The sequence below is a fragment of the Salinisphaera sp. genome (genome assembly GCF_002729955.1).
Lineage (GTDB): Bacteria > Pseudomonadota > Gammaproteobacteria > Nevskiales > Salinisphaeraceae > Salinisphaera.
On the sequence record NZ_PBYA01000037.1, the window covers coordinates 59,726 to 85,128 of the forward strand.

Consider the following 25,403-nt stretch of genomic DNA (forward strand, 5'->3'; position numbering starts at 1 on the left):
CGCTTGAGCGAAGTGAACTCAGCTTCATCCACAATGCAAAGAGAAGACGCGGCTGGGCGAGTCGACCCGGCAGTCACAGTTCCATGCGATCGGGCTGCGTTTTTCAAGCTGTCCGCAGATCAACGCAGATCCACACAGATGCAAGTCCGGGCCGCGACGTTGGCGCTCGCCCAGAACGCTGACACCTCGAAAATTCGCCGCCTCTAGAAAGTCTGTCTAAATCTGTGCTGATCTGTGTGATCTGTGGATAATTCCCATTGGCGCGTATTCGCGTTCATTTGCGGACAACCCGCCTTATGTCTTTAGTGGACTTCAGGTGCTTAGCGCGGGGGGCCGATCGTATTCAGATCGAAGGCCAGCGTTTCGGCGATGATCTCGGCCAGGCGCGCGCCAAATTGGGCGGCCAGTGCCGCGCCGTGCTCGGCGCTCGCCATTCGGGCATCGCCGGCCACGCCCGCCGGATGCAGATCCTCGGCCATCCAGGCAAAGCCCGCGTCGCCTTCCGGCAAGAGCGTCGCCCCGGCCTCGGCACGGCGCGCGCCGATCGGCTTGAAATCGGCGATATGCGCCCGGCGTACGGCCTCCGGGGCGAAATGCAGCATGAGCGAGGTTTCCAGCGCGCCGCCGTGCAGGCCATGGGCCATCTCCTGCGCGGCCAGGGTGTTGGCAGGCGCGGCAAAGCGGAAATAGTTGGCCTTGACCACCAGCATGTCGTGGGCCGCACGCAGCTTGAGCGCAGCGAGGTCGAGCACCGCCTTGTTACCGCCATGGCTGTTGAACAACAGCAGCCGACGCACACCCGCGCGGGCCAGCGCCGCGCCGATCGATTCGATGGTTGTGATCGCGGTTTCGGGCGCGAGACTCAGCGTGCCCGCAAAGTTCGTATGCTCCAGGCTCGCCCCGATGGCCAGCGTGGGCAGTACGAACACCGGCGCGCCGTCGCCGCGCAGCCGTTCCAGGGCCGCGCCCAGCAGGCCTTCGCCAATGGTGACGTCGGTCGCCAGCGGCAGGTGCGGGCCGTGTTGCTCGACCGCCGCCACCGGCAGTACGGCCAGAGCGGCGTCGTCGGCCAGCGTGGCCAGCTCGGGGCCGGTCAGGTCTTGCCAGTAGTACCAGGCCATGCTCAGGCCTCGGCCACGTGCAGTGGCCGGCGCGTGGGTTTGTCGAACGGGTTGATCGGTCGATTCATGGCGGCTCGTCGCTTCAAACAGGCGCTAGTTGCTGTTTTCGCCTTCGCGCGGGGCGGGCTCGGCGACGAAACCCAGAGTTTCGCCCATGTCGGCCCGGTCGCAGCGATGAACCGGCAGGCGTTCACCGGCAAAGACGAGCTCCAGACCCGTTCGGCTACCGGGCGCGGCTTCCATCGCCTCGGCAAGCGCCGCCTCTTCCACCTCGGCGTCGCTACCGTCGGCGCGCAGGTGTTCCAGCACCCAGGCCAGATCCGCGCCCTGGATAAGCACCGCGCCGGCGTCGCTATCGAGCACGGCGTTACTGTCTTCGTCCAGATACAGAGCGCGCGCCTTGTCGATCGGCTGACCGGTATGGGTCACGAGCCGGTCGTCGGTCTGCACGCGCGCGATCAGCGGCGCGTATTCCAGCGTGATATAGCCGCGCTGGGGGCCATTCTGGAAAAACCAGCGCCCGTGTTCGTCCACGCCGTAGTTGCGCGCGATGGTATCCACGATTCGCCGGTGGCGGATCACCTCGCCCTGAATCAGCCATTCGCCACGCCGGTTCAGCCCCAGCCAGCCGAACAGTGCAGGCACGTTCGGCATGCGCGCCATCGCGCGTTCTACCCAGTCTTCCATCGCTTTCACTCTTTGGCTCTCGATCCGCGATCATACGATGCACGCGGCATGGCGCGACAGGCCCGACACCCGGGCAGTGCGTTCGCGATTGGCATGGACGGCCCCAATCTGCTGCAATCGCTGCATGTACGATCGTATCGTCATCGGCGGGGGTATCGTGGGCCTGGCCACCGCCCGCGAGCTGCTGGACCGCGAGCCCGGGCAACGCCTGCTGGTGCTGGAAAAGGAGCCCGAGCTGGGCGCCCATCAGACCGGTCACAATTCGGGTGTGATCCATGCCGGCGTCTATTACGCGCCGAATTCGCTCAAGGCCCGTTTCTGTATCGCCGGCAATACGGCGACGAAGGCGTTCTGTACGGCGCACGATATCGCCTTCGACACGCCCGGCAAGCTGCTGGTGGCGACAGCCGCCGCCGAGCGCGCGGGCCTTGAGGCCCTGTTCGACCGGATGGGCGCCAATGGCATCGAGCGCCACTGGCTCGACGCGGATGAACTGGCCGAGCGCGAGCCCGCGGTTCACGGTGTGGCCGCCATCCATGTGCCCAGCAGCGGCATCGTCGACTATCGTGCGCTCTGCCACGCCATGGCCGCCGATATCGAAGCCGCCGGTGGCGAGATCCGCTGCAACGCGCCCGTACGCACGCTGCAGGAATATGCCAGCGAGGTGGTGGTCGAGACCGATGCCGACACCCTGCATGCCCGCCAACTGGTGGCCTGCGCCGGACTGATGGCCGACCGGCTGATACGCATGCTCGATATCGAGCCAGGTTTTGTCATCTGCCCGTTTCGCGGCGAGTATTACCGCCTGCGCGAAAGCCGTCATGACCTGGTGCGGCATCTGATCTATCCGGTGCCGGACCCGGCCATGCCGTTTCTGGGCGTGCACCTTACGCCCATGATCGATGGCTCGATCACCGTCGGGCCAAACGCCGTGCTCGCCACCGCCCGCGAAGGCTATCGCGGCCGCGACTTCAGTGCCCGCGACGCGGGCGAAATGCTCGCCTTTACCGGGGTACGACGCATGCTCGCGCGCCATGTCCGCCCCGGCCTGCACGAGCTGCGCAACGCGTTATCCAAACGCGCCTATCTGGCACGGATACAGCGCTACTGCCCGCAGCTCGAACTCGACGACCTCGAAGCCCACCCGGCCGGCGTACGTGCCCAGGCGGTCGCCCGCGACGGCACGCTCATCGGCGATTTTCAGTTCGTCGATACGCCGCGCACTCTTCATGTCGGCAATGCCCCCTCGCCGGCCGCGACGTCGGCGCTGCCGATCGCCGCGCATATCGTGGATCGCCTGCTCGCACGCGATTGAGCCGCCCGCGGTCTTGCACCCGTAGCACTTCCGGTTAGCATCGCCTGCTACGCCCGCGCCAAGGAAAATCCATGAGCGATCACGACGCCTTTCATTTCTACGAACCGCGCAACGGCCACGGCCTGCCCCACGATCCGTTCAACGCCCTGGTCGCGCCGCGGCCGATCGGCTGGATTTCGTCCAAGAGCGCGAACGGCGTGCTCAACCTCGCCCCCTACAGCTTCTTCAACGCCTTCAACTACAGGCCGCCGATCATCGGCTTTGCCAGCGTGGGCTACAAGGACAGCGTGGCCAACATTCAGGACACCGGCGAGTTCGGCTGGAATCTCGCCACCCGATCGCTTGCCGAACCGATGAACCAAAGCTGTGCGGCCGTCGAGCCCGAGGTGGACGAATTCGAACTGGCCGGCCTCACGCCTGCGCCGTCGCGTGTGATCGACGTGCCTCGCGTTGCCGAAACGCCGGTCTCCTTCGAATGCCGGCTCAGCCAGGTGCTGCGTCTGACCGGCGCCGACGGCAGCCAGACCGATACCTGGCTGGTGCTCGGCGAAGTGGTCGGCGTGCATATCGATCGGCGGCTGCTCGTCGACGGCGTGTACGACACCGCCGCGGGCGAGCCGATTCTACGCGCGGGCGGGCCGGCGGATTATTTCACCATCGGTGCCGACAAGCGCTTTCGCATGCGCCGGCCGGGCTGAGAGCGCGGTTACTGGCCGCCGTCGGCGCCGTTGTCCTCGCTGGCATTACGGATACGCTCGATCACCGGCCCGCACTGGTTTTCCTCCCCGCCGGTGGGCGAGACCAGCGCCAGCAGCGATGCCGCCGGCGTCGCCGCCACGCCGAGAGCCACGGCCGCCGCACCGCGTGCGAGCAGCGGGCCCGCCTTCACCCCGGGCGACGGATCAGCAAAACTGCCGCGCACGTAGAGCGGCGAGCGCAGCGTGAACAGCCGCGGGCCCTTGCTCTTGGGGGTGATGGTCAAATCCAGCGACTCGGGCCCGAAGTCGATATCGCCGGTGATGTTAACGATGGCGTTTTCGGTATCGAATACGAACACGTTGGGCGTGGCCAGACCCTGCTCGATGGGAATATCCGCGGCCGCACAGTTGATCTTCACCAGTTCGTCACCGAACAGCTTGCCGACCACGTAGTTGCCGACGTTCAGGCCGGCCAGCTCCATGAGGTTCCGGCTGATCGCCCCCCGATCGATGAGCACCGTCAGCCGCCCGTCGGCGCTGCCGAGCAGTGCCGCCACCGAGTTGCCGGTGCCGGTGAAGCTGGCATCGGCGTTGATCTCGCCCAGACTGCCATCCAGCGCCTCCACGGCCGGCACGATCTCGTCCAGCTGCAGACGGCGCGCATGCAGATCGGCGCGGGCGGCCAGCGGCGACTTGTTTCCTTCCAGCCGCACGGTGGTATTGAGTTCGCCCTTGGCTACGCCAAAGCGCAGGGGATCAAGCAGAATCTCGCCGCCGTCGAGTACCAGATGCGTATACAGATCGCTCAGCGGTAGCGTGTCGCCGTGCTGGATACGCTTGGCGGTGAACTTCACATCCGCATCCATGGCGGCCCAGCTGTCGGTATCGAACTCCTCCACGGGCAGTACCTTGTCTGCCGGCTGGCGCGTGGATTCGCCACGCTCGGCCTTGTGCTCGTTCGAATCGGCGCCGATCAACGGCGCGAGGTCGGCGAACAGCAGCTGCTTGGAGACCAGCTCACCGCTCAGCTTCGGACGCTCGCCCTTCTGATCGAAGGTCAGGTCGCCGGCAATATCGCTGTCGCCAATCTGGCCGGCGAAGTTGCGGTAGGCAAAGGTCGAGCCCTTCTCGTGATCGATCTCGGCGGTGAGATGGCCGCGCGTCGAATACGCCGGCGTGGGCGGCAACGTTACCCCTGTAAGCCGGTAGAGATTGTCCAGGCTGGCGCCGGAAAAGGACACATCGAGGTCGGCGCCGCCGAAATTTAACGGCTGGCTGATCGTGCCGGCGATCTGGACACGTGTACTGCCCGAACTCACATCGGCCTGGACGGGGAACGGCGTGGTGTCGCTCTTGAGCGCGAGCACGCCGCCGATCTTGCCTTTGCCGGACAGCGGCGCGCCGCGGAAGCGTCCGTCGATGGTCCAGCCGAACACGTAGTCGCGTACCGCGCCCGGGTCGGTCTCGACGGCGCTGTCGTCGCCGGTGACCTGGGCGAACGGTATCGCCTTGCCGAGCGGTTCAACCGCGAGGTCGATATCGGCATCGAGGGTGGCATCGCGGTAATGGACTTCTCCCTTGTCGAAGGCGATTTCTTCGACGTTCACCGACCAGCCGCTGGCTTCGGTATCGCCTTCGTCGGCGGCGGCATCACTGCCGAGATCGAACGTCCAGTTATCGCGCCCGTCGGCCTGGCGTATGAGCGTGGCATCGGCGCCGTTGAAGGCGATTCGCGGCAGCGATACGCGTTTGGCGAACAGCCCCAACGGCGCCAGCCAGGCATCCACGCGTTCTATTTTCGCCATCGTGTCGCCGTCAAAACCCTCCGCGTTGGCCAGGGTGATGTCTTCGGCATGCACATGCGGCCAGGGAATCCAGGCGGCCAGGCCCTGCTCATCTTCGGGCCGATCCCAGTCGAGGCCGAGATCGCCATTGATAGCGAAATCGCGTCCCAGCGCGGCCGACACCCGTTCATTGAGGGTGGGCTTGAGAGTGTTGAAGTCGAACAGCAGAACGAATAAAACGAGCAGCAGCACCAGGGCGACAAGCCCGCCGACGATACCGATTCCGATCTTTGGCGCACGTTTCATCGCAATCTCCTCAAAGCCCCTTGGCCTTGTCTGATAAACACCGCGTCGCTGAAATACGCCCCGGCCACACCGGCCCGGTACAACCCGATATGTTGCCGTCGATGCGCTAACCTGCGCCGTCGCAGGTGCGACGGGGCTGACGTTGTTGAGCGCAGGCCGTACGCCGCGCCCCGACACGATGCCAAGGCGCTGATTATGGCGCTAAACGCGAATCGAATGTGTCGACGCCGCGCGCCGATCACCCGAGAAATATGCGAGGCTATTACAGTCAATCGATGGAGCCTGTCATGTTCTGTATCTCGCGTTCGCTCAATCTGTTCGCCACGCTGGCGGCCGCCGCCCTGTTGGTCGCCGGTTGCAGCACGACCGGCGGGTCCACGGCGGACGACGCCGAAACGACCGGCAGCGGCGTCAAGCTGCTGTCGTATCGCTGCGAAAACGGCATGCAGGTCAAGGCCAGTTATCCGACCGATTCCGTGGCCTTGCTGCGCTACGACGAGCAGACCTATCAGCTGCACGTCGCACGCGCGGCCAGCGGCGTACGCTATGTGGGCGACACGCTGCAGTGGTGGACCAAGGGCAATGGCGTCGGCTCCACGGCATTGCTCTCCCCGCGCGGCGACGAGAGCGCCACCCAGACCTGCCAGCAGATCTAACCCGCGAGAGACGCGCCCGCCGGCTCAATTCAGATCGGCGACCTCGACATAGCCCAGCCGCGGCCCGTCCGGCGCCGCATACACCGCGACCCAGCCGTCAGCGGGTGCCTGTACGGGCCAAACCGTGGTGCCGGCCGCAAGGGTTGCGTAGGCGGGTGCCTGCCCGCCAGCGGCCTCGCGCAAGGCGGTGGCGCGTTCGACACGTCGTTTTTTCAGCCTATCGAGCGTTTCGTCCAAAGCGTTGCGCGCGCCCGATACGCCATCGATCGCAGCGATCGCATAGTTGAGCACGGCGAGCTGATCATCCTGTTGCACGCCTTCGCCCTCGGCATAGAGATGGCCCAGGTTGTAACGGGCGGTGGCGTAGCCTTGCTCGGCGGCCATTCGATAGTAGTCGGCGGCGGCCGCGCCGTCGCGCTCGACGCCCTTGCCCGTCTGATACAGCTTGCCGATATTGATTTGGGCCGGCCCGTAGCCCCGGTCGGCCGCGATCTTGTACCAGCGCGCGGCCTGATCGATATCCGCAGGAACGCCTTGGCCGTGCTCATACGCCAGGCCAAGTGCGCCAGCCGCCTCCGGGTAGCTGGACGCCTGCGCCTTGAGTAGGTCGATGGCACGCTCGGGCTCGGCCGGGCCACCCTGACCATTGATGAGCATCAGGCCGAGGTTGAGCCTGGCACCGTCGTTGCCGGCCTGGGCTGCGCGCTCGAACAATGCGCGCGCTCGCGCGGGATCCCTGTGACGATCATCGAACTGGCCGGCACGGATTTCGCCCAACAGTGCCGTGGCCCGGTCGTAGCCTTGGGCATCGGCTTTTTTCAACAGTTCGACAGCCCGGGCCACGTTCTGGGATACCCCCTCGCCATGCGCATAGGAATAGGCCAGCCCGTACTGTCCCTCGGCATCGCCCTGGGCGGCCGATTTCTCGTACCAGTTCAGCGAGGTGACCAGATCCGTCGGCATGCCCTGCCCAAGCGCCATCATGCGGGCATATTGAGCCTGGGCCCGGGCGTCGCCCTGTTCCGCCAGGGGCCGGAACTCGGCCAGCGCCGCTGCATAGTCACCGCGCTGGTAAGCATCCATGCCGCGCTCAAGGTCGGCCGCCGAGGCCGACCAACCGGCCACACATAACAAGCCGGCAGCCATCGCTCGGGTCCGTCGTTTCATCGCTGGTTTTCCTTTATCCAATCGTATTTCAAGCCGGGGTGCGGTCTGCGACGACCCGTCGAAAAAACGTGAGGCCGCACAATCTGCGGGCGCCGGCGCGCTGGTCCGGCAACAATTTCTCAAGGCACATAAGTGCCAAAACATAGGCATTTTAAATCAACCGTTTAAGTTGGACTAATAGACGGTTGAACGCGACCGCGCACAAAGCTTGAAGGGGACCTGCACGGGCCCGATAATCACCGGCTCAACTTTCGATGCCGACGCGCACAAGGATTTCCCATGGCCAAGACTCAATCCATCCTTACCGAGGATTCGCTGGATTTTCTCGAGCGCTACCTGAACAACGCCGCCCCCACCGGCTATGAAACGCCCGGCCAGAAACTCTGGATGGACTATCTGGCGCCCTATGTCGACGAGTTCATCACCGATGCCTATGGCAGCGCGGTGGGCGTGATCAACCCGGACGCCGAGTACAAGGTCGTCATCGAAGGCCATGCCGACGAGATCTCCTGGTATGTGAACTACATCACCGACGACGGCCTGATCTACGTGCTTCGCAACGGCGGCTCCGATCACCAGATCGCCACTTCCAAGCGGGTCAACATCCATACCCGCGACGGAATCGTGGACGGCGTGTTCGGCTGGCCGGCCATTCATCTGCGCGACCCGCAGAAGGAAGAGACGCCCAAGAAGGACAATATCTTCGTCGACGTCGGGGCCACCTCCAAGGAAGAGGTCGAAAAGCTGGGTATTCACGTCGGCTGCGTGATCACCTACCCGGACGAATTCTTCGTGCTCAACGGCGACAAGTTTGTCTGCCGCGCGATCGACAACCGCATGGGCGGTTTCATGGTGGCCGAGGTCGCGCGCCTGATTCATGAATCCGGCGAGCGCCCGAACTTCGGCCTGTACGTGGTCAATTCGGTCCAGGAAGAAGTCGGCCTCAAGGGCGCGGGCATGATCGCCGAGCGCATCAAGCCGAACGTGGCGATCTGCACCGACGTGACCCACGACACCACCACGCCGATGATCGAGAAGAAGAAAACCGGCGTGGCCAAGATCGGCGCCGGCCCGGTGATCACCTACGCGCCGGCGGTGCAGAACCGCGTGCGCGAGCATTTGATTGCCACCGCCGAAAAACACGAGATTCCGTTCCAGCGGCTGGTGAGCGCACCGGCGACCGGCACCGATACCGATGCCTTCGCCTACAGCAACCAGGGCGTACCCTCGGCACTGATCGCGCTGGCCTTGCGCTATATGCATACCACGGTCGAGATGGTGCACCGCGACGACGTCGAGAACGTCATTCGGCTGATCTACGAATCGGTTCGTAGCATGGAATCCGGCGCGACGTTCAGCTACTTCGACTAGGGCAGACAGTGCGGGCGCGGTGTTGCAGAAGATTCCGGGCGGACCGGGGTCTGCATCATCGCGCGCGTTCAGATTATGGCGGTCGAGCCAGCCTATCGGCACTCGACCGAGCGTAGTGGTAAACGCCCGTTCGGCTACGCCAGAGACGGCTATACGATTAAGCGACACTTGTGATTTCGATGTCTTTCTGCCGTAAGGCGCCGAGCGGCGCCCCCATCGATGATCGGTAGCCTCGCCGCCCTGCTCCTTTTCCAGCTCGCGGGAGAAATCATCGTGCGCCTGACCGGCGCGCCGTTGCCCGGCCCGGTGCTGGGTATGATCCTGCTGTTCCTGGCGCTTGCTGTACGTGGGCGCACGCCACAGGTGTTCGCCGATACCAGCCGCGGGCTGCTCAACTATCTGGCCCTGCTGTTCGTGCCCGCCGGCGTCGGCATCATCAGCCACCTGGCCCGGGTGGCCGACGAATGGCTGGCGATCACCGTCACGCTCGTCGCCAGCACCGCGCTCGCCGTGGTGGTTACTGCGTTCACGCTGCGTGCGCTCACCCGCAAGGGGCAAAGCTGATATGGAGCGCCTCACACGAATCTGGGTCTATATCGAAGAAACGCCGCTGCTGTGGCTTGCCCTCACGCTGTGCGTGTTCTGGCTCGCCCAGCAGATCTACAAGCGGCTGGGCAGCTTTGCGCTGCTCAACCCCGTACTGGTGAGCGTGGTCGTGCTGGTGATCATCCTCAAGGTCACCGGCACGCCCTATTCGGATTATTTCGACGGCGCCCAGTTCATCCACTTCCTGCTCGGGCCGGCCACGGTCGCATTGGCCGTACCGCTGGCCGCACAGGCGGCCGAACTGCGCCGCTACTGGCTGCCGATCACGGTGGCTCTGACCGCGGGCTCGATCACCGCGGTGGCCAGCGCAATGGCCATCGGCTGGGCGCTGGGGCTCGATTCGCAGACGCTGCTGTCGATGCTGCCCAAATCCGTGACCACGCCAATCGCCATGGGCGTGGCCGAACAGATTGGCGGGCTGCCTTCGCTGACCGCCGTACTGGTCATCCTTACCGGTATTACCGGCGCGGTCATTGGCATCCCGCTACTGCGACTGCTGGGCCTACACGACCCCGTGGCCAAGGGCTTCGCGATGGGCGTGGCCGCCCATGGCATCGGTACCGCCCGTGCATTCGAACACAGCGAACGTGCCGGCGCCTATTCCGGCCTCGGCATGGGTCTCAACGGCGCGCTTACCGCACTTCTGGTGCCGCTGCTGGTGTGGCTGTTCGGACTCTAGGGACGCTCTGCATAACCTCTCGCGGTTCGCGTTCGAGCACTCGCAGACGGTGCGGCAAGACGCCTAAGCGCTGCGCCAGCCTCGCTGGCAAGGCAAGCCTGGCCTCGCAGCCGAGGCGTCCGGGAGGCCGAACACCTGAACGGCCGGCGCGACCGTTACAGATTGTGCAAGGCCTCCCTCGTCGGGCGGTCTTGTCTGGGCCCGTAGCTGTACCCATGCTCGTTGATATGACGACCCACGCCAGTACGAGCCGGCCACGGCGCTAGCGCCCCAGGCCACCCCATCGACGCGCGCCTGCCTTGCCAACCCGACGGTTCGCAAGCCCCGCGGCGTTTGCCCGTCTGGCTCTAAACGATAACGCTATGAACGACGAAACCAACGCAGCCACCGAGCCGAACGAAACGCGCAGCCACCACGGCGACGAAATCAGCCATACGCTGGTACACAGCGGCCCGGCGCCCAAGCCGGAGGTGATCCAGATCCTGCCGATGCGCGAAACCGTGCTCTTCCCGGAGCTGGTCATGCCGGTGGTCATCGACCAGCCGGGGGCGATTGCCAGCGCCCAGCATGCGACCCGCAACAAGCAGCCCGTCGGCCTGCTGCTGGCCACCACGGATAGCGAATCGAACGGCGACGGTGATACGCCCGGTGGCGGGCTGCATCGTATCGGCACCGGCGCCAACATCATGCGCTACGTCACCAGCGGCGATGGCGAACACCACCTGATCTGTCAGGGCATTGCGCGTTTTCGCGTACGCGAGTTCATCAAGGATGACGAAGGCCGGCTGAGTGCCAAGGTCACCTGGCTCGACGAGCCGGCGCCCGAAGGCGACAAGCACGTTGACGCGCGCATGGACAACCTGCGCAACAGCGCGCTGGAAGCCATCGAACTGATGGATCAACCTTCGCGCGAACTCGCCCACGCCATTCGCTCGATCACCTCCGCGGCCTTGCTGGCCGATGCTGTGGCCGGTTATCTCGGCCTCAAGGCCAAGGAGAAGCAGCAGATTCTCGACGCGGTGGATCTGGAGGCGCGCCTGGACCGTGTGCAGTCGTTTCTCGACTACCGGCTGGAGGTCATGCGCCTGTCGCGCGAGATCAACCAGCAGACCCAGCAGCGCATGGGCGAGCACCAGCGCAAGGCCATGCTGCGCGAACAGATGCGCTCGATCCAGCGGGAACTCGGCGAAGATGAGACCGTGGCCGAGGAAGTTGATCGCCTGCGGGAAGCCCTCGACGACGCCAAGCTGCCCGAAGAAGCCGCCGAGCAGACCGAGCGCGAGCTACGCCGACTGTCGCGCATGTCGGATGCCTCGGCCGAATACTCGATGGTACGCACCTATCTCGAGCTCATGGCCGAACTGCCCTGGTCGAAGCTGTCCAAGGACCGTATCGATATCGACGAATCGCGCGAGATTCTCGACGAAGACCACTACGGCCTCGACAAGATCAAGCGTCGTATTCTCGAACATCTGGCGGTGCACAAGCTCAATCCCGAGGGCAAGGCACCGATTCTGTGCTTCGTCGGCCCGCCGGGCGTGGGCAAGACCTCGCTCGGGCGCTCGATTGCGCGCGCCATGAATCGCGAGTTCGTGCGTGCGTCGCTCGGCGGCGTACACGACGAATCCGAAATTCGTGGCCATCGGCGTACCTATGTCGGCTCCATGCCGGGCAGCATCATCACCCACCTGCGCAAGGCCGGTACCCGCAACCCCGTGTTCATGCTCGACGAGATGGACAAGCTCGGCGCCTCCGCCCACGGCGACCCGGCGTCCGCGCTGCTGGAAGTGCTCGACCCGGCGCAGAACGACAGCTTTAACGACCACTATCTGGGCGTGCCCTTCGACCTGTCGAAGGTGATGTTCATCGCCACCGCCAACGTGCTCGACGCCATTCCCGGGCCGCTGCGCGATCGCATGGAAGTCATCGAAGTGCCCGGCTATACCCGCGAGGAAAAGCTGCAGATCGCCAAGCGCTATCTGATCGACCGGGCCCTCGAACAGGCAGGTATCACGCCCGAACAGTGCACGATCGGCGACGATACGCTGGCAGCGCTCATCTCGGATTACACCCGCGAGGCGGGCCTGCGTAACCTCGACCGCGAGATCGGTGCGATCGTGCGCCATGCCGCGGTCCAGGTCGCCGAGGGCAAAGCCGGGCCCGGCAAGATCGCGCCAGAAGATCTAGCCGACATCCTGGGCCCGAAGCGCGTGGATAACGAAATCGCCATGCGTACCAGCATCGCCGGCGTATCCACCGGCCTGGCCTGGACCCCGGCCGGCGGCGATATCCTGTTCGTCGAGGCCTCGCGCGCTCCCGGCAGCGGCAAGCTCACCATCACCGGCCAGCTCGGCGACGTGATGAAAGAGTCCGCTCAGGCCGCGCTGAGTCTGGTCAAGGCCCGTGCCGAGGATCTGGCGATCGAACAGACGCGTCTGGACAAGTCGGATATCCATATCCACGTGCCGGCCGGCGCAATCAAGAAGGACGGCCCCAGCGCGGGCGTGGCGCTCTATACGGCCCTGGTATCGCTACTCACTGATCGCAAGGTTCGCGCGGATGTGGCCATGACCGGCGAGATCAGCCTGCGTGGCCAGGTACTGCCGATCGGCGGCGTCAAGGAAAAGACGCTGGCCGCCCATCAGGCCGGCATCACCACCGTGATGCTGCCGGAGCGCAACCGCAAGGACGAAGAGGATATTCCGGAGAACGTGCGCAGCGCCCTGGATATCCGCTACGTGTCGCACGTGGACGAGGCGATCGAGATCGCGCTCTCCGAAATCGACTGAGCCAAGCTGGGCCGAGCCGAGTTGATCGCCGTTAGTGACGAGCACCAAACGGCCGGCCCAGCAATAAAGATTCAATCCAAGAGTAGCGGAAAGTAGTTTTGTTGGACTACTATGTAGTCTATTATGCCTACTTAAAGCACTATGATTGAATCCATTCTGGGTAGTGTAGCGGCAGAAAAAACGCTGCTTTGGCTGGATCGTTTCGAGACGGGGTATGCGAGCGAAATCGCTCGCTACAGCGGCTTGAGCACGAGCCAGGTCAACAAGCAGCTCGCGAAATTCGAAGACTCGGGCCTGATCAAGGCAAGGCCTGCCGGACGGACGCGTTTGTATGTGTGGAACCCGTCCAACGCTTTGGTTTCCCCCTTGCGTGACCTGCTTTCCCGAACTTACGAACTCTTGCCGGAGCGTGAACGCAGCGTCTACGAGATACCGAGACGACGCCCGCGATCACGCGCCAAACCATTGACACCGATCTCGTGAAACGCGGGGACGCGGTGAACGAGCTCACACAGCTCGCTGCGACCATCTCCGAAGCCCTGGCGCGCGAAGAGATCGAGGCCGTACTCTCGGGTGGTGCTGCCGTACAAATTTACTCCGACGGCATCTACGTATCGAAGGATCTGGACTTCGTAACCGCCGCGTCGAATAAGGAAATCGGCACTGTATTGGGCCGTCTGGGTTTTGAAGCGACGACCTCCCGTCGACTGTACCAGCGCGAAGGTACGGAGTATCTGGTGGAGTTCCCGTCGGCCCCTCTAGCGCTTGGCCGAGAACTCGTGCGCGAATGGCACCAACTGCGTACAGCGTACGGAACGATACAGATATTGTCGCCGACACAGTCGGTCAAAGATCGACTAGCCGCCTATGTCCACTGGCGGGATTTCCAGGCTCTTCGGCAAGCGGGCGAAATCGCGCTGCGTCACGCGGTTGACCTCGTGGATATATTCTCGTGGCTGAAAGCCGAAGGCGCTTCCGAGCGCGACATAGTAGCCGTGCGCAAAGTTCTCGCGCCGGACGCGGCTAGCTAACACTGCTCTAGCTCACCCGTTTCGATACCGGCGATGCGACCGCGATGTATCGCCAGATCTGCGTTGACCTGCGAATAATCCGCCGAGGAACGTAGCCGCCGAACGAACGGCGCTAGGCGCGTTCTTTGGATCGGGAAATCCTGTTGGCCAAAGCTCAATGTCGAGAGCCATCTGCGTAGATCCGCGTTGATCTGCGGATAATTCTTGAGGAACGCAGCCACCGCAGGAACGGGCCGTATGCCTCGACCGGTTGTGGCTCGCATTCTTTAGAGGCAGAACCGCCGATTGCGCGGGCTGACTCATTACCGGCCCTGCCGTGCGGGGGGCACAGACGCGATTGCGCTTTATGCGTCCGCAGATCGACGCCGATCAGCACAGATCGGGAAAGTCTTTCGGCGCATGGTCGAGATACATCTGCGTAGATCTGCGTCGATCTGCGGACAATGCTTGAGGAACCTCGCCTGCGCACGAACATCTACGCCGAGGCTGGAAAGGCTGCGGGGCGCGGCCGCGCCGCCTCGATTTAGCGCTTAGCGCCCGTGTTCGGCTTCGATCTCGCGCAGCCGTGCCTCGATGGCGAACACGTGGGCGTCGTCGGCATCGAGCGCGCGTAGTGCCTCGGCAAGATTGAGCAGGTAGTCGCGGTTGGGCCCACTCGGGCCGTGCGAGACGGCGATCTGGCCGGCGATCGCATCGATTGACGCGTCGCCCAGCCAGGCTTCGTTGTCGGCCGTGGCGATATACACCAGCCCTTCGTCACGACGACCGTCGGCAAAGCGCATTTCCGTGGCGAAACGCAGATAGCCGTTCTTTTCGCGATGATCGAGATGGCCGAACACGGCGGGCGTAATGCGATAGGCCATACCAATGCAGATCGCGCCCGGCGCTTCGACCAGCGTGGCCACACGGCCCGGCACATCGGGCGTGCCGCGATGGTCGTGCGAGCCCTGCCAGAACCGCCGCTGCCAGCCCGTGATAGTGGCCGGCTGACGCTCGATATAGTCGAAGCCGGCCTTGTAGATCAGCGAGCCATAGCCGAACAGCCACAGCTCGTCGCGATCCTCGAAGCGTCCGGCCTTGCGATTGGCAGCGGTCGTGTCGAACGACATGCGAGAACCGCTCAGGCGGCCTGGGTGTCGGCCTCGCCGGCCACGCCGAAATGCGTGTAGAGCCGGTCGAGCACGCCGCGCAGCGCCTCGCCCTGAAGCGCGACCCGGGCCGTGAGTTCGGCTACGGCATCGCCAGCGTCGAGTGAATCCAGATCGTCCTGGATAAGGTCCAGCGCGCGGATGCGCTTGAGATCGAGGTTTTCGTCCAGGTCGAACTCGATGGCATCGTCCACCGCCACGTTGAGCTTGACCACCTGCATGCCGGCCGCGAGATGGGCGAGCACTTCTTCGCGCTGCAGATCCATGGCGGTCACACGCACGCTCGATTTAACCTCGTCGGTGGTTTCGAACACGCAGCGATCGCCGCATTCGAAGCCGTTGGGCAGCGCATTGACGTCCTCGAGCCAGCGCGACATTTCTTCCGGCGGGCGCAGGCGTGCATCGGGTCGGGCCACCGGCAGGCTGCCCAGCGCTTCGCGCAGGCGGGCGACCACGTCCTCGGCGCGTTTTTCCGAAGACGCGTCGACCCACACGCGGTGCGCACGCAGATCGATGATCAACGGCGTGCGCTTGGAGCGGGTAAACGCCCGCGGCAGCAGCTCGAAGTGCGCTTCGTCCTTGATATCGGCCTTCTCGCGGCGGCTGACCTTGCGCCCTTCGGAAGTCTCGATGCGCTCGACGCGATCATCGACTTCTTCGGCCAGCACCGCGTTGGGCAGCACGCGGGTGATCTCCTGATGCACACAGATCGCCAGCCCGTCGACCGCATGCACCATGGCGTGTTCTCCCTTGATCGGCGGCACGAAACCGTCGACCCGGGTGGCCTGGTCGCCGCACTCGGGGCACAGCGCGTCGGCGAGTTTTTCGTCGAGTTCGGCCGCACTCCAGGGAAAGGATTCGGTACCGAGAAACACACAGAGATTACGTATCCACATAGCCAGAGATAATCCATGGTCGGACGGGACGACGCGGTTGCCGCGCCGGCACGGCGGGTTAGCCCCACCGCAGTGTTGGAGCGCGACCTTACCCAACCCGGTGGGCCGCCTCAAGCGCGATGAGGCGGCCCGCCGTCCGCGTGCGCGGCTGTTGCTCGCGGGCGCGCTATGGCACCATTCGCGCGCACTGCGGGCCCGCCTGCGAACGAGCGCAGGATGATCATCGACAGACGTGGTCCGAGCCTGTTCACGCGGTCGATCGCCGCGGCAACCCTTTTCCGTGCCCCTCGTGGCGCGGGCCGGCGATCGCCAGCCTTAATCCAAGCCAGCGACACTCTCATGTATCGAACCCGGTTCATTGCCCGCCTGCGCACCGCCGCTGTACTACTGGCCGCCCTCGCCGCCCTGTCGGCCTGCTCGTCGGAATCCGACAATGGCGCCGAGAGCGACAATGCCGCACAGCCCGCCGAAACCGTGCCGGCCGAGATCGGCTATATGCCGATTCTGCCGGATGCGCCGTTGTTCGTGGGCCTTGAGGACGGTTCGATCGCAGCAGCCGGTATCGAGCCCAAACTGGTGTCGTTTCAGAACGGCCCGGCCATGGTGCAGGCCCTGCTGGGCGGCCAGCTCGATATCGCCTACTTCGGCATCGGGCCCACCATGGTCGCCCGCGGCAAGGGGGCGGATATCAAGGTCGTGGCCTCCAACATCATCGAACAGATCAGCTTCGTGGCGCTCGGCAATCTCGCGCCCTACTTCGAGGACGGCGACCCGGCCACCGCCTTTGCCCGTTTTCAGCAGGACAACGGCCGCAAGGCGCGCATATCGACGTTCCCCGTGGGCTCGGTACCGCAGACGGTGCTGGCCTACTGGCTGGACAAGCAGCTGGGCGTCGATGCGGGCGTGATTGACGTGATCCATCAGGGCGCATCGCAGGTACAGCAATCGCTGCTTACCGGAGCGGTCGACGGCGCGGCGATCCTCGAGCCAGTGGTGAGCATCGTCAAAAACCGCCTTGACGATGCCCGGGTGGTGGCCAAGGGCGAAGCCATGTTCCCCGGCCAGCCAGGCGCCGTGCTCGCCGTGCGCGCCGAGTTCATCGAAGCGCATCCGGAGGTTGTCGAACGGCTCGTCGCCGCGCACGACCGCGCGACAAAACAACTGAAAGCAGGCGACGAGGCCGCGATCGACGCCGTGCACCAGTACGTCGGCGGCGGACGCCTGCCGCGTGAGGTGGTGGCCGAAGCCGTGGCCCAGTCGAGCGACAACTTCGTGGCCGACCCCAACCGCATCATCGACGGCACGCGCCGCATGCGCGATTTTCAGCAGGCGCAGGGCACGCTCGGTGCAGATACCGATATCGAGGCGCTGTTCGATACCCGTTTCTACGATGCGCTCGAATCGGCCGACCGCGCCGGCGAAGCATCCGCGAGCCCCTAGAACATGCTCGGGCGCCCGAACCGTGCGCACCCCAACGCGCTGGCTCTGCGTGCCGGGGCGTCGCGGCTGCGGCGTCTCGTGCTCGGGCTAGCGGGCGTTGCCGCGTTCATCGCGTTGTGGAAGCTCGCCTATATATTCAACTGGGCACCGCGCGGCACGATTCCCGACCCGTTCACCGTGCCCGTGGCGCTTTTGAACGAATATCGCGGCGGGCGCCTGCTTCCCGCGATCGCCTCCAGTCTCGTTCATTACGTATGGGGCCTGGGCATCGGTACGCTGCTGGGCTTCGTGGTTGGCCTGCTTGCAGCAAGCCTGCGCGTGTTCGACGAAGCCCACTACATGCTCGCGCGCATTCTGCGCCCGATCCCGCCGCTGGCCTGGGTGGTGTTCGCGATTGCCTGGTTTCAGGTCAGCCACGCCGGCGCGGCCTTCGTGATTTCCATCGGCGTGTTCTGGGTGAACTACTTCGCGACCGCCTCAGGCGTGCGCGACGTGGACCCGCGCTATTACGAGCTGGCGCGCGCCTTCGGACACGGCGGCTTTTTCAAGCGGATTACCAGCATCACCCTGCCGGGTGCCGCCCCCAGCATTCTCTCCGGCATGCGTACCGGCGTGGGCCAGGCATGGATGACGCTGATCGCCGCCGAGCTGCTGGGTGTACCCGGCATGGGCCAGGAGATGAACTCCGCCGCCGGTGTGGGCGCCTATGATGCGGTGGTGGTCTATATGCTGGCGATTTCGCTGATCTACACCCTCTCCGACGGGCTATTCGCGCTGGTCGAGAACCGGGCCCTGCGGTGGCGGCCATGAGCGAGCGCCGCGATGCCCTGCTGACGCTGGACGATGTCGGCTATCGCTATCCGGGCAACGAGCGATTCGTATTCGAAGGGCTGGATTTCAGCATCGGCGCCGGCGAATTCGTGGCGCTGGTCGGGGGCTCGGGCGTGGGCAAATCCACCGTACTGCGCTGCGTGGCCGGGCTGATCGAGCCCGCTACCGGCCATATCGAAACGCCGCCTCGTACCGGCAAGGGTAGCCGGCCCAGCGCGGTGGTATTCCAGGACACCCGCCTGCTGCCCTGGCGCCGCATCCGAGCGAACGTCGGTTACGGTTTGAGCGGGCTCGGCCTGTCGCGCGGCGAGCGCGATGCGCGTATCGACGAGGTGCTGGACTTGATCGGCATGGCGGACCTGGGCAAGCGCTGGCCGCACGAGATTTCCGGCGGTCAGGCCCAGCGCGTGGGCCTGGCGCGCGCACTGGCCGTGCGCCCGCAAATCCTGCTGATGGACGAACCGTTTTCGGCGGTGGATGCGCTGACGCGCACGCGCCTGCAGGACGAACTGCTCGCGATCTGGCAGCGCTTGAACATGGCGGTACTGTTCGTGACCCACGATATCGCCGAAGCGGCCTATCTGGCCGAGCGCGTCTGCGTGATGCGCGGCACGCCGGCGCGGGTGGTCTTCGATGAGCGCGTGCCCTCGCCCTATCCGCGCCAGCGCGACGACGCGGACCTCAACGCCTTTGCCCAACGCGTTGCCGACGCCTTGTAGACCACGCTGGAGCCGCCTCGATGTCCGATGAACCGCTTCGCCTGATCATTCATGCCGCCGATGCGGCGTCACTCGCCCGGGCTCGCAGCAATGCCGCCAACTTCCTCGCCGCAGCGCCGGATGCCCAGGTGGAAATCGTGATCAATGCCGATGCCGTGGAGGCGGCCGTCGACAGCCCGCATGACACCGACGCGCATCTGCGCGTCTGTGCCAACACGCTGAAGAACAAGCAGATCGCGGCGCCCGATACGCTGGTCCGGGTGGCCGCTGCCGTCGTGCATATTGCCGAGCGCCAGCGCGACGGCTGGGCCTACATGCGCGCGTGAAGTACGCCGCGCAGTGGCGAACCGTTGCCTAGACGCTTGCGGAGGCGCTGGCCCGAATCTGTTCGATGAGATCGCTCGGAGGTAGCGACATCGTTTCGATTGCCGGCCGCGCGAACAGATAGCCCTGCTGGAGCTTGATGCCGCGCTGGTACAGCCAGCACGCCTCGGCCAGCGTCTCCACCCCTTCGGCAATCAGGCGAATGCCCAGACGGTTGGTCAGCGTGATCAGCCCTTCCATGAGTGCCTGGCGGCGCTCGTTCTGGTTCACGTCGATAATCAGATTGCGATCGGCCTTGATGACGTCCGGGCGAATATCCACCAGCAGCTCGAGATTGGCGTAGCCGGCGCCGAAGTCGTCCAGGGCGGTCAAAAAACCCATCGCACGATAGGCTTCGACGATTCGCTGCAGATGACGGCGGTCGCGCACGTACTCGGTTTCGGTGACCTCGAACATGATGTTCTGCAACGGCCAACCGAGTTCATCCGCCAGCTTGAGCGTCGCCTGAATACAGGCGCTGGGCTCGTAGACCGCGTTCGGCAGGAAGTTGATCGAAACCAGCTGTTCGCAGCCCAGATCGTGGGCGAGCTGGATCGCGCGCGTGCGACAGCCCTGGTCGAATCGATACAAGGACGCCGGCGTGACCCGCGAGAGAATCTCGCCGGCCGACTCGCCGTTGACGCCGCGCACCAGTGCTTCCTGCGCAAAGACCTCGCCCGTAGCGATATCCACGATCGGCTGGAACGCCATCGTGAAATCGAATTCAAGACCATTGTCACAGCGGCGACAGTGGCCCTGATCATCTCGGAGACATTGGGACATTCTAGCTCTGAAAAAGCTCAGGCCCGTCGACGGGCGTGGGTGGATAGGGCTTTCTATCGGCCGACAGATCGCTGACTAGACCCCGCAACTTGATATTTTTTTGACTTTTTTTGCGATCGGCCTCGTGGGATGATCACCCCGGCCGCGTGAGCGGCTCGACCGTTACGCTTTCACCCTGCACGAGCCGGCCGCCCACGGCAATACGCGTACGCATACCGCCAATATGTGAAAGGCCCCGGCGCATGTCGAGATTGAGCAGACGCGACAGATACCCGCAGGGCGGGCAGCCGGCCAGAATTTCCAACCGCACCTCTCCGATGCAAAGCATGCGCCCTCGCAGATCGGTATCGGGCAGGCCGCTAATCACCAGATTGCGCCGCAGCGCGCCCGCTTCCATGGGCTGCGCGAGCCGCCGGCTGCATTCGACGATTGCCCGGGCGTGAATAAGCGAAACCTCGCGCACGCCGGGCTTGACCGCGTAGCGGCCCGAAAACGTGCCCGTACCGGCATGATAGCGATCGCCGACCAGGCCACGCCCCGCCTCGGCCTGCACGCGTTCGCGGGCCTGCATCGCCGCACCGCGGCTCGGCGCGATCCAGATCTGTTCGAGTCGGGCACCGCCGTGTTCGGCCATAAGCCCCTGTTGATGGCGTCGCAATACGACCATTCTGGCATCGAACGTATGCGGCTTTGCTTGAGCGCGAGGCTCAACCCTGCTGTGATGTCGCCGATGAGGGCTATATTCGTACAACTTGACGACGCCGCTGCCCGCGGCGGGCACATGCAATGACGCTGCGCAATATCGACGCGCTGTTTCACCCGCGCGGCGTGGTGATCTACGGCCACCCCGAAGGCGAGGCGCAATCGCAGCTGCTGCGCAATATCCAGGCCAGCGTGGGGGCCGACGACTACCGCCACGTCACCACGCGCGCGGATCTGGCCCGGCTGGACGATTTCGAAGCCCGGCTGGCGGTGATCATGGACGCCAGCTGGGGCACGGAGTCGCGTATCGACGCGCTCGGCGCACGCGGCTGCCGCGCCGTGCTTTGGGCCGCCAACCGTCGTATATCCGGCAAGGTCCTGCGCGCCGCACAGCCTTACAACCTGCGCCTTCTCGGCTCGCGAACCGCTGGCATCGTACAGACCCGCCAGGGCAACAATTTCAGCACCCTCGCCCTGGAGCCGCGTCCCGGCAAGGTGGCGCTCATCACCCAGTCGCAGTCGCTGGCGGCGGCTTCGCTGGACTGGGCGCTGGGGCGCAACATCGGCTTTTCCTGGCTCGCCTGCAGCGGCGCCGAAGCCGATATCGATATCGCCGATCTGCTCGACTATGCCGCGCTCGATCCGCGCACTCGTGCCATCGTGCTGCAGGTGGGCCAGATCCGATCGCCGCGCAAGTTCATGTCCTCGGCGCGGGCGGCTGCGCGCGTCAAGCCGGTGCTGGTGTTGCAGACCCGGCGCGCGGTCGACGACGGACCGCTCGGGCCCGATCCCGTGCGCTCGGCCGCGTTCGCTCGTGCCGGGCTGGTGGAATGCGAAAACCTGGGCGGGCTGTTCGACGGCCTGGCGGCGATGGAGCTTTTGCCCACCGTCGGCAGCCATCGTGTCGTGGTCGTTGGCAACGGCGCCGGCGCCTGTGCGCTGGGCACCGATGCCATGTTCCGACACGCGATCGAACCGGCGCGCCTGTCCAGCGAAAGCCGCGACGCGTTGACCACAAAAGCGCCGCAGGCAGCCGACCTGGGCGTGGCCATCGACATCGGCCGCTCCGACCTCGACGATACGCTCAGCGCACTGGCGCATATCTGCCGTGACGACAACGTCGATGCCGTGCTGTTCGTACACAGTCCGATCGCGGGGCAACCGCATGAGCCCATGGTCAAGGCGATAGCCGAAGCCGAATTCTCGCACCGCATCATGACCGTGTGGCTGGGCCTGCATACGGCACTGCCGGCGCGGGCGGCCAGCGCACAGGCACGCCTGGCCACCTTCGCCTCGGCCGACGACGCGGTACGCGCGGTACGCTATCGGGCGCGCTACCAGTTCACCCGCGAGCTGCTTACGGCCACCCCGCCGCCAGACCCGACCGTCACCGCCGACGTCGACAGCCTGCGCGAGCGTCTGACCATGCTGGCCAGCGGCGGCGTGGAATGGCTCTCCAGCGACGAGGCCAGCCATCTGCTCAGCGCCTATGGCATCGCCGGCGAAACCCCGGCCGAAACCGCCGTGCGCGTGCGTGTCCGCGTTTATCGACATGCCGAGTTCGGCATGGTGATGAGCGTGCGCGACGAAGCGCTCGGCATCGACCCCGCCTACGGCTTCGCACCGCTGGATGCGCTGCTGGCGCGGCGCATGCTCGAAGGTGCGAGCGCCGGGCGTCTGCGCGGTACCCGTGCCGCCTTCGAGGCACTGGCCCAGGCGCTGGTGCGTCTGGGCAAGATGGTGGTCGACCTGCCGCAGCTTGCCGGCCTGGATATCCGGGTGGCGGCCGGCCCGCGTGGCCGACTGCAGGCGCCCGCCGACAGCCTGATCGAAATTACCGCGAAGCCGATCGCGGAACGCGACCGCCTGGCCATGTCGCCCTACCCGGCCCGCATGCGCCATATCGTGTCGCTACGCGGCGATACGCGCTATATCGTGCGCGCCATCCGCCCCTCCGACGAACCGCTGGTGCTGGACCTGCTGGAAAGCCTCAGCCCGGAAGAAATCCGGCTGCGCTTTTTTAACTTCATCCGTCACTTTTCGCACGATATGGCGGCGCGTATCACCCAGGTGGACTACGATCGCGAAGTCTCGCTCGTGGTCAGCCCCTACGACCGCCCGGACGCGCTGGCGGGCATGGGCACGCTGATCGCCGACCCGGACAACGTAGAGGCAGAGTTCGCCATTCTCGTGCATCGCGACCATACCGGCGTGGGCCTGGGCCGCCACCTGCTCGACTGTCTGCTACGCCAGGCCAGTGCACGCGGTACCGAGGTCGTCTACGGTGATGTGCTGGCCCAGAATCGTCCGATGTTGCAGCTCGCGCGCAGCCTGGGCTTCAAGGTGAAACGCTCGCTCGACGACGCCAGCAGCGTGCGCGTCGAAATCCCCTCGCGCGACTACAAGAGCCCGTTGAAAGGCACGGGCTAGCGCAATCCCCGCATAGCTATTACCGCACCGCGCATCGAGCTGGCGACGACCTGATTACCTATAGTTCAGCCTGTCGCGTGGATATAAGACTACTCGGCCTTCGTTCGTTCTGGCGTTCGGCTTATGGGCGTGTCTTCGCATTAATTGACGGACAACCTGCCGCCTTAAGCGCAGCGCACCGAGTTTCGCACGTCATCATGCAGAAGGCGGGCTTCGGGCGACGCCGATGCGGCGGGGTCTATTCAAAAACCGTCCGCAGATCGACGCAGATTCACGCAGATGAAAATAAGGGCAACATCGCCAGCGCTCGCCGACAACTCAGAAACCGCTCGAAACCGGCGCCGCGAGCTATCCGGCCTGAATCTGCGTCGATCTGTGTCGATCTGCGGACACTTGCCCTATTGGTGTAGCTTTGCATTCGTTGGCGGACAAGCTTGCCGATTTAAGCGAAGCCAACCGCGTTTCATAGATAATGATGAGCGATGACGAACCCAGCAGACACACCCCGCGACGCCCAGCCGGCCGATCTTGCCAGCCCCGACGAGATCGTCGCATTCTGGTTCGACGAGCTGGCGCCGCGGGACTGGTTTCGAAAATCGACCGCGCTGGATCGCCGCATCGCCGAACGATTCGGGGCAACACTCACAGTCGCAGCCCAGAGCGGGCTGAAACGTTGGCGCACGAGGCCGATCGGCCGCCTGGCGGAAATTCTGGTACTCGACCAGTTCTCCCGCAATATCCATCGCGACACACCGCAGGCTTTCGCGAACGACTCGGAGGCGCTCGCGCTCGCACGTGAAGCGATTGCCGCGGGCGACGACAACGTGCTCACACGTCAGCAATGTGCCTTCCTCTATATGCCGTTCATGCACAGCGAAGCGCTGGTCGATCACGGGGTCGCCTTGCGCCTGTACAAGTCGCTTGGTCTCGCCGGCCATCTCAAGGCCGAACGTCAGCACTACGCCATCATCGAACGCTTCGGTCGCTACCCGCATCGCAATGCGCTGCTGGGGCGGCAGAGTACCCCGGCCGAAAAGGCGTTTCTGCGCGAGCCGGGGTCCTCGTTTTAACGACCGGGCGAAGCAGCGCGCTGCGCAAAACGGGCATCCACAGTCCACTACGACAGTCGCGCGACCACTCAATGCCGGCGACGTTTGAATGCCGCCCCCGAGGAGGCGTATTCGCGGCTAACGCCGCTCACCCTGCGGGCTCTTCGCTGCGCGAAGCCGTCGAACCATGCTTGTTTGTCCTGTCGCAGGTTCGACCATCGTTCAAAAACCATTGCAATAAACGGCGCTCCGGCCGGTTATTGCAATGGTGCCCCGAGCAGGAGTATTCGCGGCTGACACCGCTCACCCTAAGGGCTCGTCGCTCACGCGACGATTCGGCTTCGCTACGCGAAGCCGTCGAACCATGCTCGTTTGTCTTGTCGCAGGTTCGACGCTTGTTCAAGACCATTTCCAAACCCGGCGGGAGGCCGGGTTTGGAAATGGTGCCCCGAGCAGGAGTATTCGCGGTTGGCGCCGCTCACCCTACGGGCTCGTCGCTGCGCGACGATTCGGCTTCGCGGCGCGAAGCCGTCGAACCATGCTTGTTTGTCTTGTCGCAGGTTCGACCCTTATTCAAGACCATTATTAAACCCGGCACTCGCCGGGTTTAATAATGGTGCCCCGAGCAGGAGTCGAACCTGCGACCTGCCGCTTAGGAGGCGGCTGCTCTATCCTACTGAGCTACCGGGGCATTCGGGCGGCGTTGCGCCGCGCGCTAGATTACCGCAACACGCCGCATATCTCGACCGCGCGTCGCCACAGTGCAACCTCTCCTTGAACTGAGTTACGGTAACTTTCATTATCGACCTGTTGCGAACCATAACCCGACTTC

23 protein-coding genes and 1 tRNA gene are annotated in these 25,403 nt (G+C 64.6%); 15 read left to right on the forward strand and 9 right to left on the reverse strand.

Annotation, left to right across the window (positions count from 1 at the left end):
* Positions 1–320: 320 nt before the first annotated feature.
* Positions 321–1,121 carry a creatininase family protein gene (locus CMN27_RS11235; protein ID WP_293626490.1) on the reverse strand — a complete coding sequence of 267 codons (801 nt, stop codon included), beginning with the start codon at positions 1,119–1,121 and terminating at the stop codon, positions 321–323.
* Between the two features lie 93 nt (positions 1,122–1,214).
* A complete protein-coding gene (locus tag CMN27_RS11240) occupies positions 1,215–1,808 on the reverse strand; it encodes a DUF2946 family protein (protein ID WP_293626492.1) in 594 nt (197 codons plus the stop codon).
* Between the two features lie 124 nt (positions 1,809–1,932).
* On the opposite strand from CMN27_RS11240, the gene lhgO reads away from it, so the two are divergent.
* Together lhgO and CMN27_RS11250 are read left to right on the forward strand one after the other, a co-directional pair.
* Complete coding sequence (lhgO, locus tag CMN27_RS11245) at positions 1,933–3,123, forward strand: L-2-hydroxyglutarate oxidase (protein WP_293626494.1); 1,191 nt, start codon at positions 1,933–1,935, stop codon at positions 3,121–3,123.
* A 71-nt stretch (positions 3,124–3,194) separates the two neighbouring features.
* A complete protein-coding gene (locus CMN27_RS11250) occupies positions 3,195–3,821 on the forward strand; it encodes a flavin reductase family protein (RefSeq protein WP_293626495.1) in 627 nt (208 codons plus the stop codon).
* A gap of 8 nt (positions 3,822–3,829) precedes the next feature.
* Here the strand turns inward: CMN27_RS11250 and CMN27_RS11255 are convergent, their stop codons facing one another.
* Entirely contained in the window at positions 3,830–5,911 is a 2,082-nt protein-coding gene (locus CMN27_RS11255; RefSeq protein ID WP_293626497.1) for an AsmA family protein, read from the reverse strand.
* Between the two features lie 287 nt (positions 5,912–6,198).
* Here CMN27_RS11255 and CMN27_RS11260 point away from each other — a divergent pair, with 287 nt between their 5' ends.
* A complete protein-coding gene (locus tag CMN27_RS11260; protein WP_293626499.1) occupies positions 6,199–6,567 on the forward strand; it encodes an MliC family protein in 369 nt (122 codons plus the stop codon).
* A gap of 24 nt (positions 6,568–6,591) precedes the next feature.
* Here the strand turns inward: CMN27_RS11260 and CMN27_RS11265 are convergent, their stop codons facing one another.
* On the reverse strand, positions 6,592–7,734 hold the full coding sequence (locus CMN27_RS11265) for a tetratricopeptide repeat protein (protein WP_293626501.1): 1,143 nt from the start codon (positions 7,732–7,734) through the stop codon (positions 6,592–6,594).
* Positions 7,735–8,013: 279 nt separating this feature from the next.
* On the opposite strand from CMN27_RS11265, the gene CMN27_RS11270 reads away from it, so the two are divergent.
* From CMN27_RS11270 to CMN27_RS11295, 6 genes are all read left to right on the forward strand, one after another.
* On the forward strand, positions 8,014–9,105 hold the full coding sequence (locus tag CMN27_RS11270) for a M42 family metallopeptidase (protein ID WP_293626502.1): 1,092 nt from the start codon (positions 8,014–8,016) through the stop codon (positions 9,103–9,105).
* 219 nt (positions 9,106–9,324) lie between these two features.
* Positions 9,325–9,669, forward strand: a complete 345-nt coding sequence (locus tag CMN27_RS11275; RefSeq protein WP_293626504.1) for a CidA/LrgA family protein — start codon at positions 9,325–9,327, stop codon at positions 9,667–9,669.
* Position 9,670: 1 nt separating this feature from the next.
* Positions 9,671–10,390 (forward strand): LrgB family protein, encoded by a 720-nt coding sequence (locus CMN27_RS11280; protein WP_293626506.1) that lies wholly within the window; start codon positions 9,671–9,673, stop codon positions 10,388–10,390.
* 362 nt (positions 10,391–10,752) lie between these two features.
* Positions 10,753–13,179, forward strand: a complete 2,427-nt coding sequence (gene lon / locus CMN27_RS11285) for an endopeptidase La (RefSeq protein ID WP_293626508.1) — start codon at positions 10,753–10,755, stop codon at positions 13,177–13,179.
* 141 nt (positions 13,180–13,320) lie between these two features.
* Entirely contained in the window at positions 13,321–13,662 is a 342-nt protein-coding gene (locus CMN27_RS11290) for a winged helix-turn-helix domain-containing protein (RefSeq protein WP_293626509.1), read from the forward strand.
* Between the two features lie 14 nt (positions 13,663–13,676).
* On the forward strand, positions 13,677–14,210 hold the full coding sequence (locus tag CMN27_RS11295; protein WP_293626510.1) for a hypothetical protein: 534 nt from the start codon (positions 13,677–13,679) through the stop codon (positions 14,208–14,210).
* Between the two features lie 530 nt (positions 14,211–14,740).
* On the opposite strand, the gene CMN27_RS11300 is transcribed toward CMN27_RS11295, so the two are convergent.
* Positions 14,741–15,319, reverse strand: coding sequence for a gamma-glutamylcyclotransferase (locus CMN27_RS11300; protein WP_293626511.1), 579 nt, complete (start codon positions 15,317–15,319; stop codon positions 14,741–14,743).
* Positions 15,320–15,330: 11 nt separating this feature from the next.
* Entirely contained in the window at positions 15,331–16,254 is a 924-nt protein-coding gene (locus tag CMN27_RS11305; RefSeq protein ID WP_293626512.1) for a recombination-associated protein RdgC, read from the reverse strand.
* A gap of 339 nt (positions 16,255–16,593) precedes the next feature.
* On the opposite strand from CMN27_RS11305, the gene CMN27_RS11310 reads away from it, so the two are divergent.
* The 4 genes from CMN27_RS11310 to CMN27_RS11325 are packed head-to-tail and all read left to right on the forward strand — an operon-like array spanning position 16,594 to position 19,570.
* On the forward strand, positions 16,594–17,694 hold the full coding sequence (locus CMN27_RS11310; RefSeq protein ID WP_293626514.1) for an ABC transporter substrate-binding protein: 1,101 nt from the start codon (positions 16,594–16,596) through the stop codon (positions 17,692–17,694).
* Positions 17,695–17,697: 3 nt separating this feature from the next.
* Positions 17,698–18,504 (forward strand): ABC transporter permease, encoded by an 807-nt coding sequence (locus CMN27_RS11315; protein ID WP_293626516.1) that lies wholly within the window; start codon positions 17,698–17,700, stop codon positions 18,502–18,504.
* Positions 18,501–19,244 (forward strand): ABC transporter ATP-binding protein, encoded by a 744-nt coding sequence (locus CMN27_RS11320; protein ID WP_293626518.1) that lies wholly within the window; start codon positions 18,501–18,503, stop codon positions 19,242–19,244. Before CMN27_RS11315 ends, CMN27_RS11320 begins: the two co-directional genes overlap by 4 nt.
* Positions 19,245–19,264: 20 nt before the next feature.
* A complete protein-coding gene (locus tag CMN27_RS11325; protein WP_293626520.1) occupies positions 19,265–19,570 on the forward strand; it encodes a hypothetical protein in 306 nt (101 codons plus the stop codon).
* 28 nt (positions 19,571–19,598) lie between these two features.
* On the opposite strand, the gene CMN27_RS11330 is transcribed toward CMN27_RS11325, so the two are convergent.
* Positions 19,599–20,390 carry an EAL domain-containing protein gene (locus CMN27_RS11330; protein ID WP_293626522.1) on the reverse strand — a complete coding sequence of 264 codons (792 nt, stop codon included), beginning with the start codon at positions 20,388–20,390 and terminating at the stop codon, positions 19,599–19,601.
* A 133-nt stretch (positions 20,391–20,523) separates the two neighbouring features.
* Entirely contained in the window at positions 20,524–21,024 is a 501-nt protein-coding gene (locus tag CMN27_RS11335; protein WP_293626524.1) for an MOSC domain-containing protein, read from the reverse strand.
* Positions 21,025–21,176: 152 nt separating this feature from the next.
* Between CMN27_RS11335 and CMN27_RS11340 the strand changes: the two genes are divergently transcribed.
* Together CMN27_RS11340 and CMN27_RS11345 are read left to right on the forward strand one after the other, a co-directional pair.
* The gene (locus CMN27_RS11340) at positions 21,177–23,522 is read left to right on the forward strand and encodes a GNAT family N-acetyltransferase (RefSeq protein ID WP_293626526.1); all 2,346 of its coding nucleotides are present in this window, start codon (positions 21,177–21,179) and stop codon (positions 23,520–23,522) included.
* A gap of 482 nt (positions 23,523–24,004) precedes the next feature.
* The gene (locus CMN27_RS11345; protein WP_293626527.1) at positions 24,005–24,592 is read left to right on the forward strand and encodes a DUF924 family protein; all 588 of its coding nucleotides are present in this window, start codon (positions 24,005–24,007) and stop codon (positions 24,590–24,592) included.
* A 593-nt stretch (positions 24,593–25,185) separates the two neighbouring features.
* On the opposite strand, the gene CMN27_RS11350 is transcribed toward CMN27_RS11345, so the two are convergent.
* A tRNA-Arg gene (locus CMN27_RS11350) sits at positions 25,186–25,262 on the reverse strand.
* Positions 25,263–25,403 lie beyond the last annotated feature (141 nt).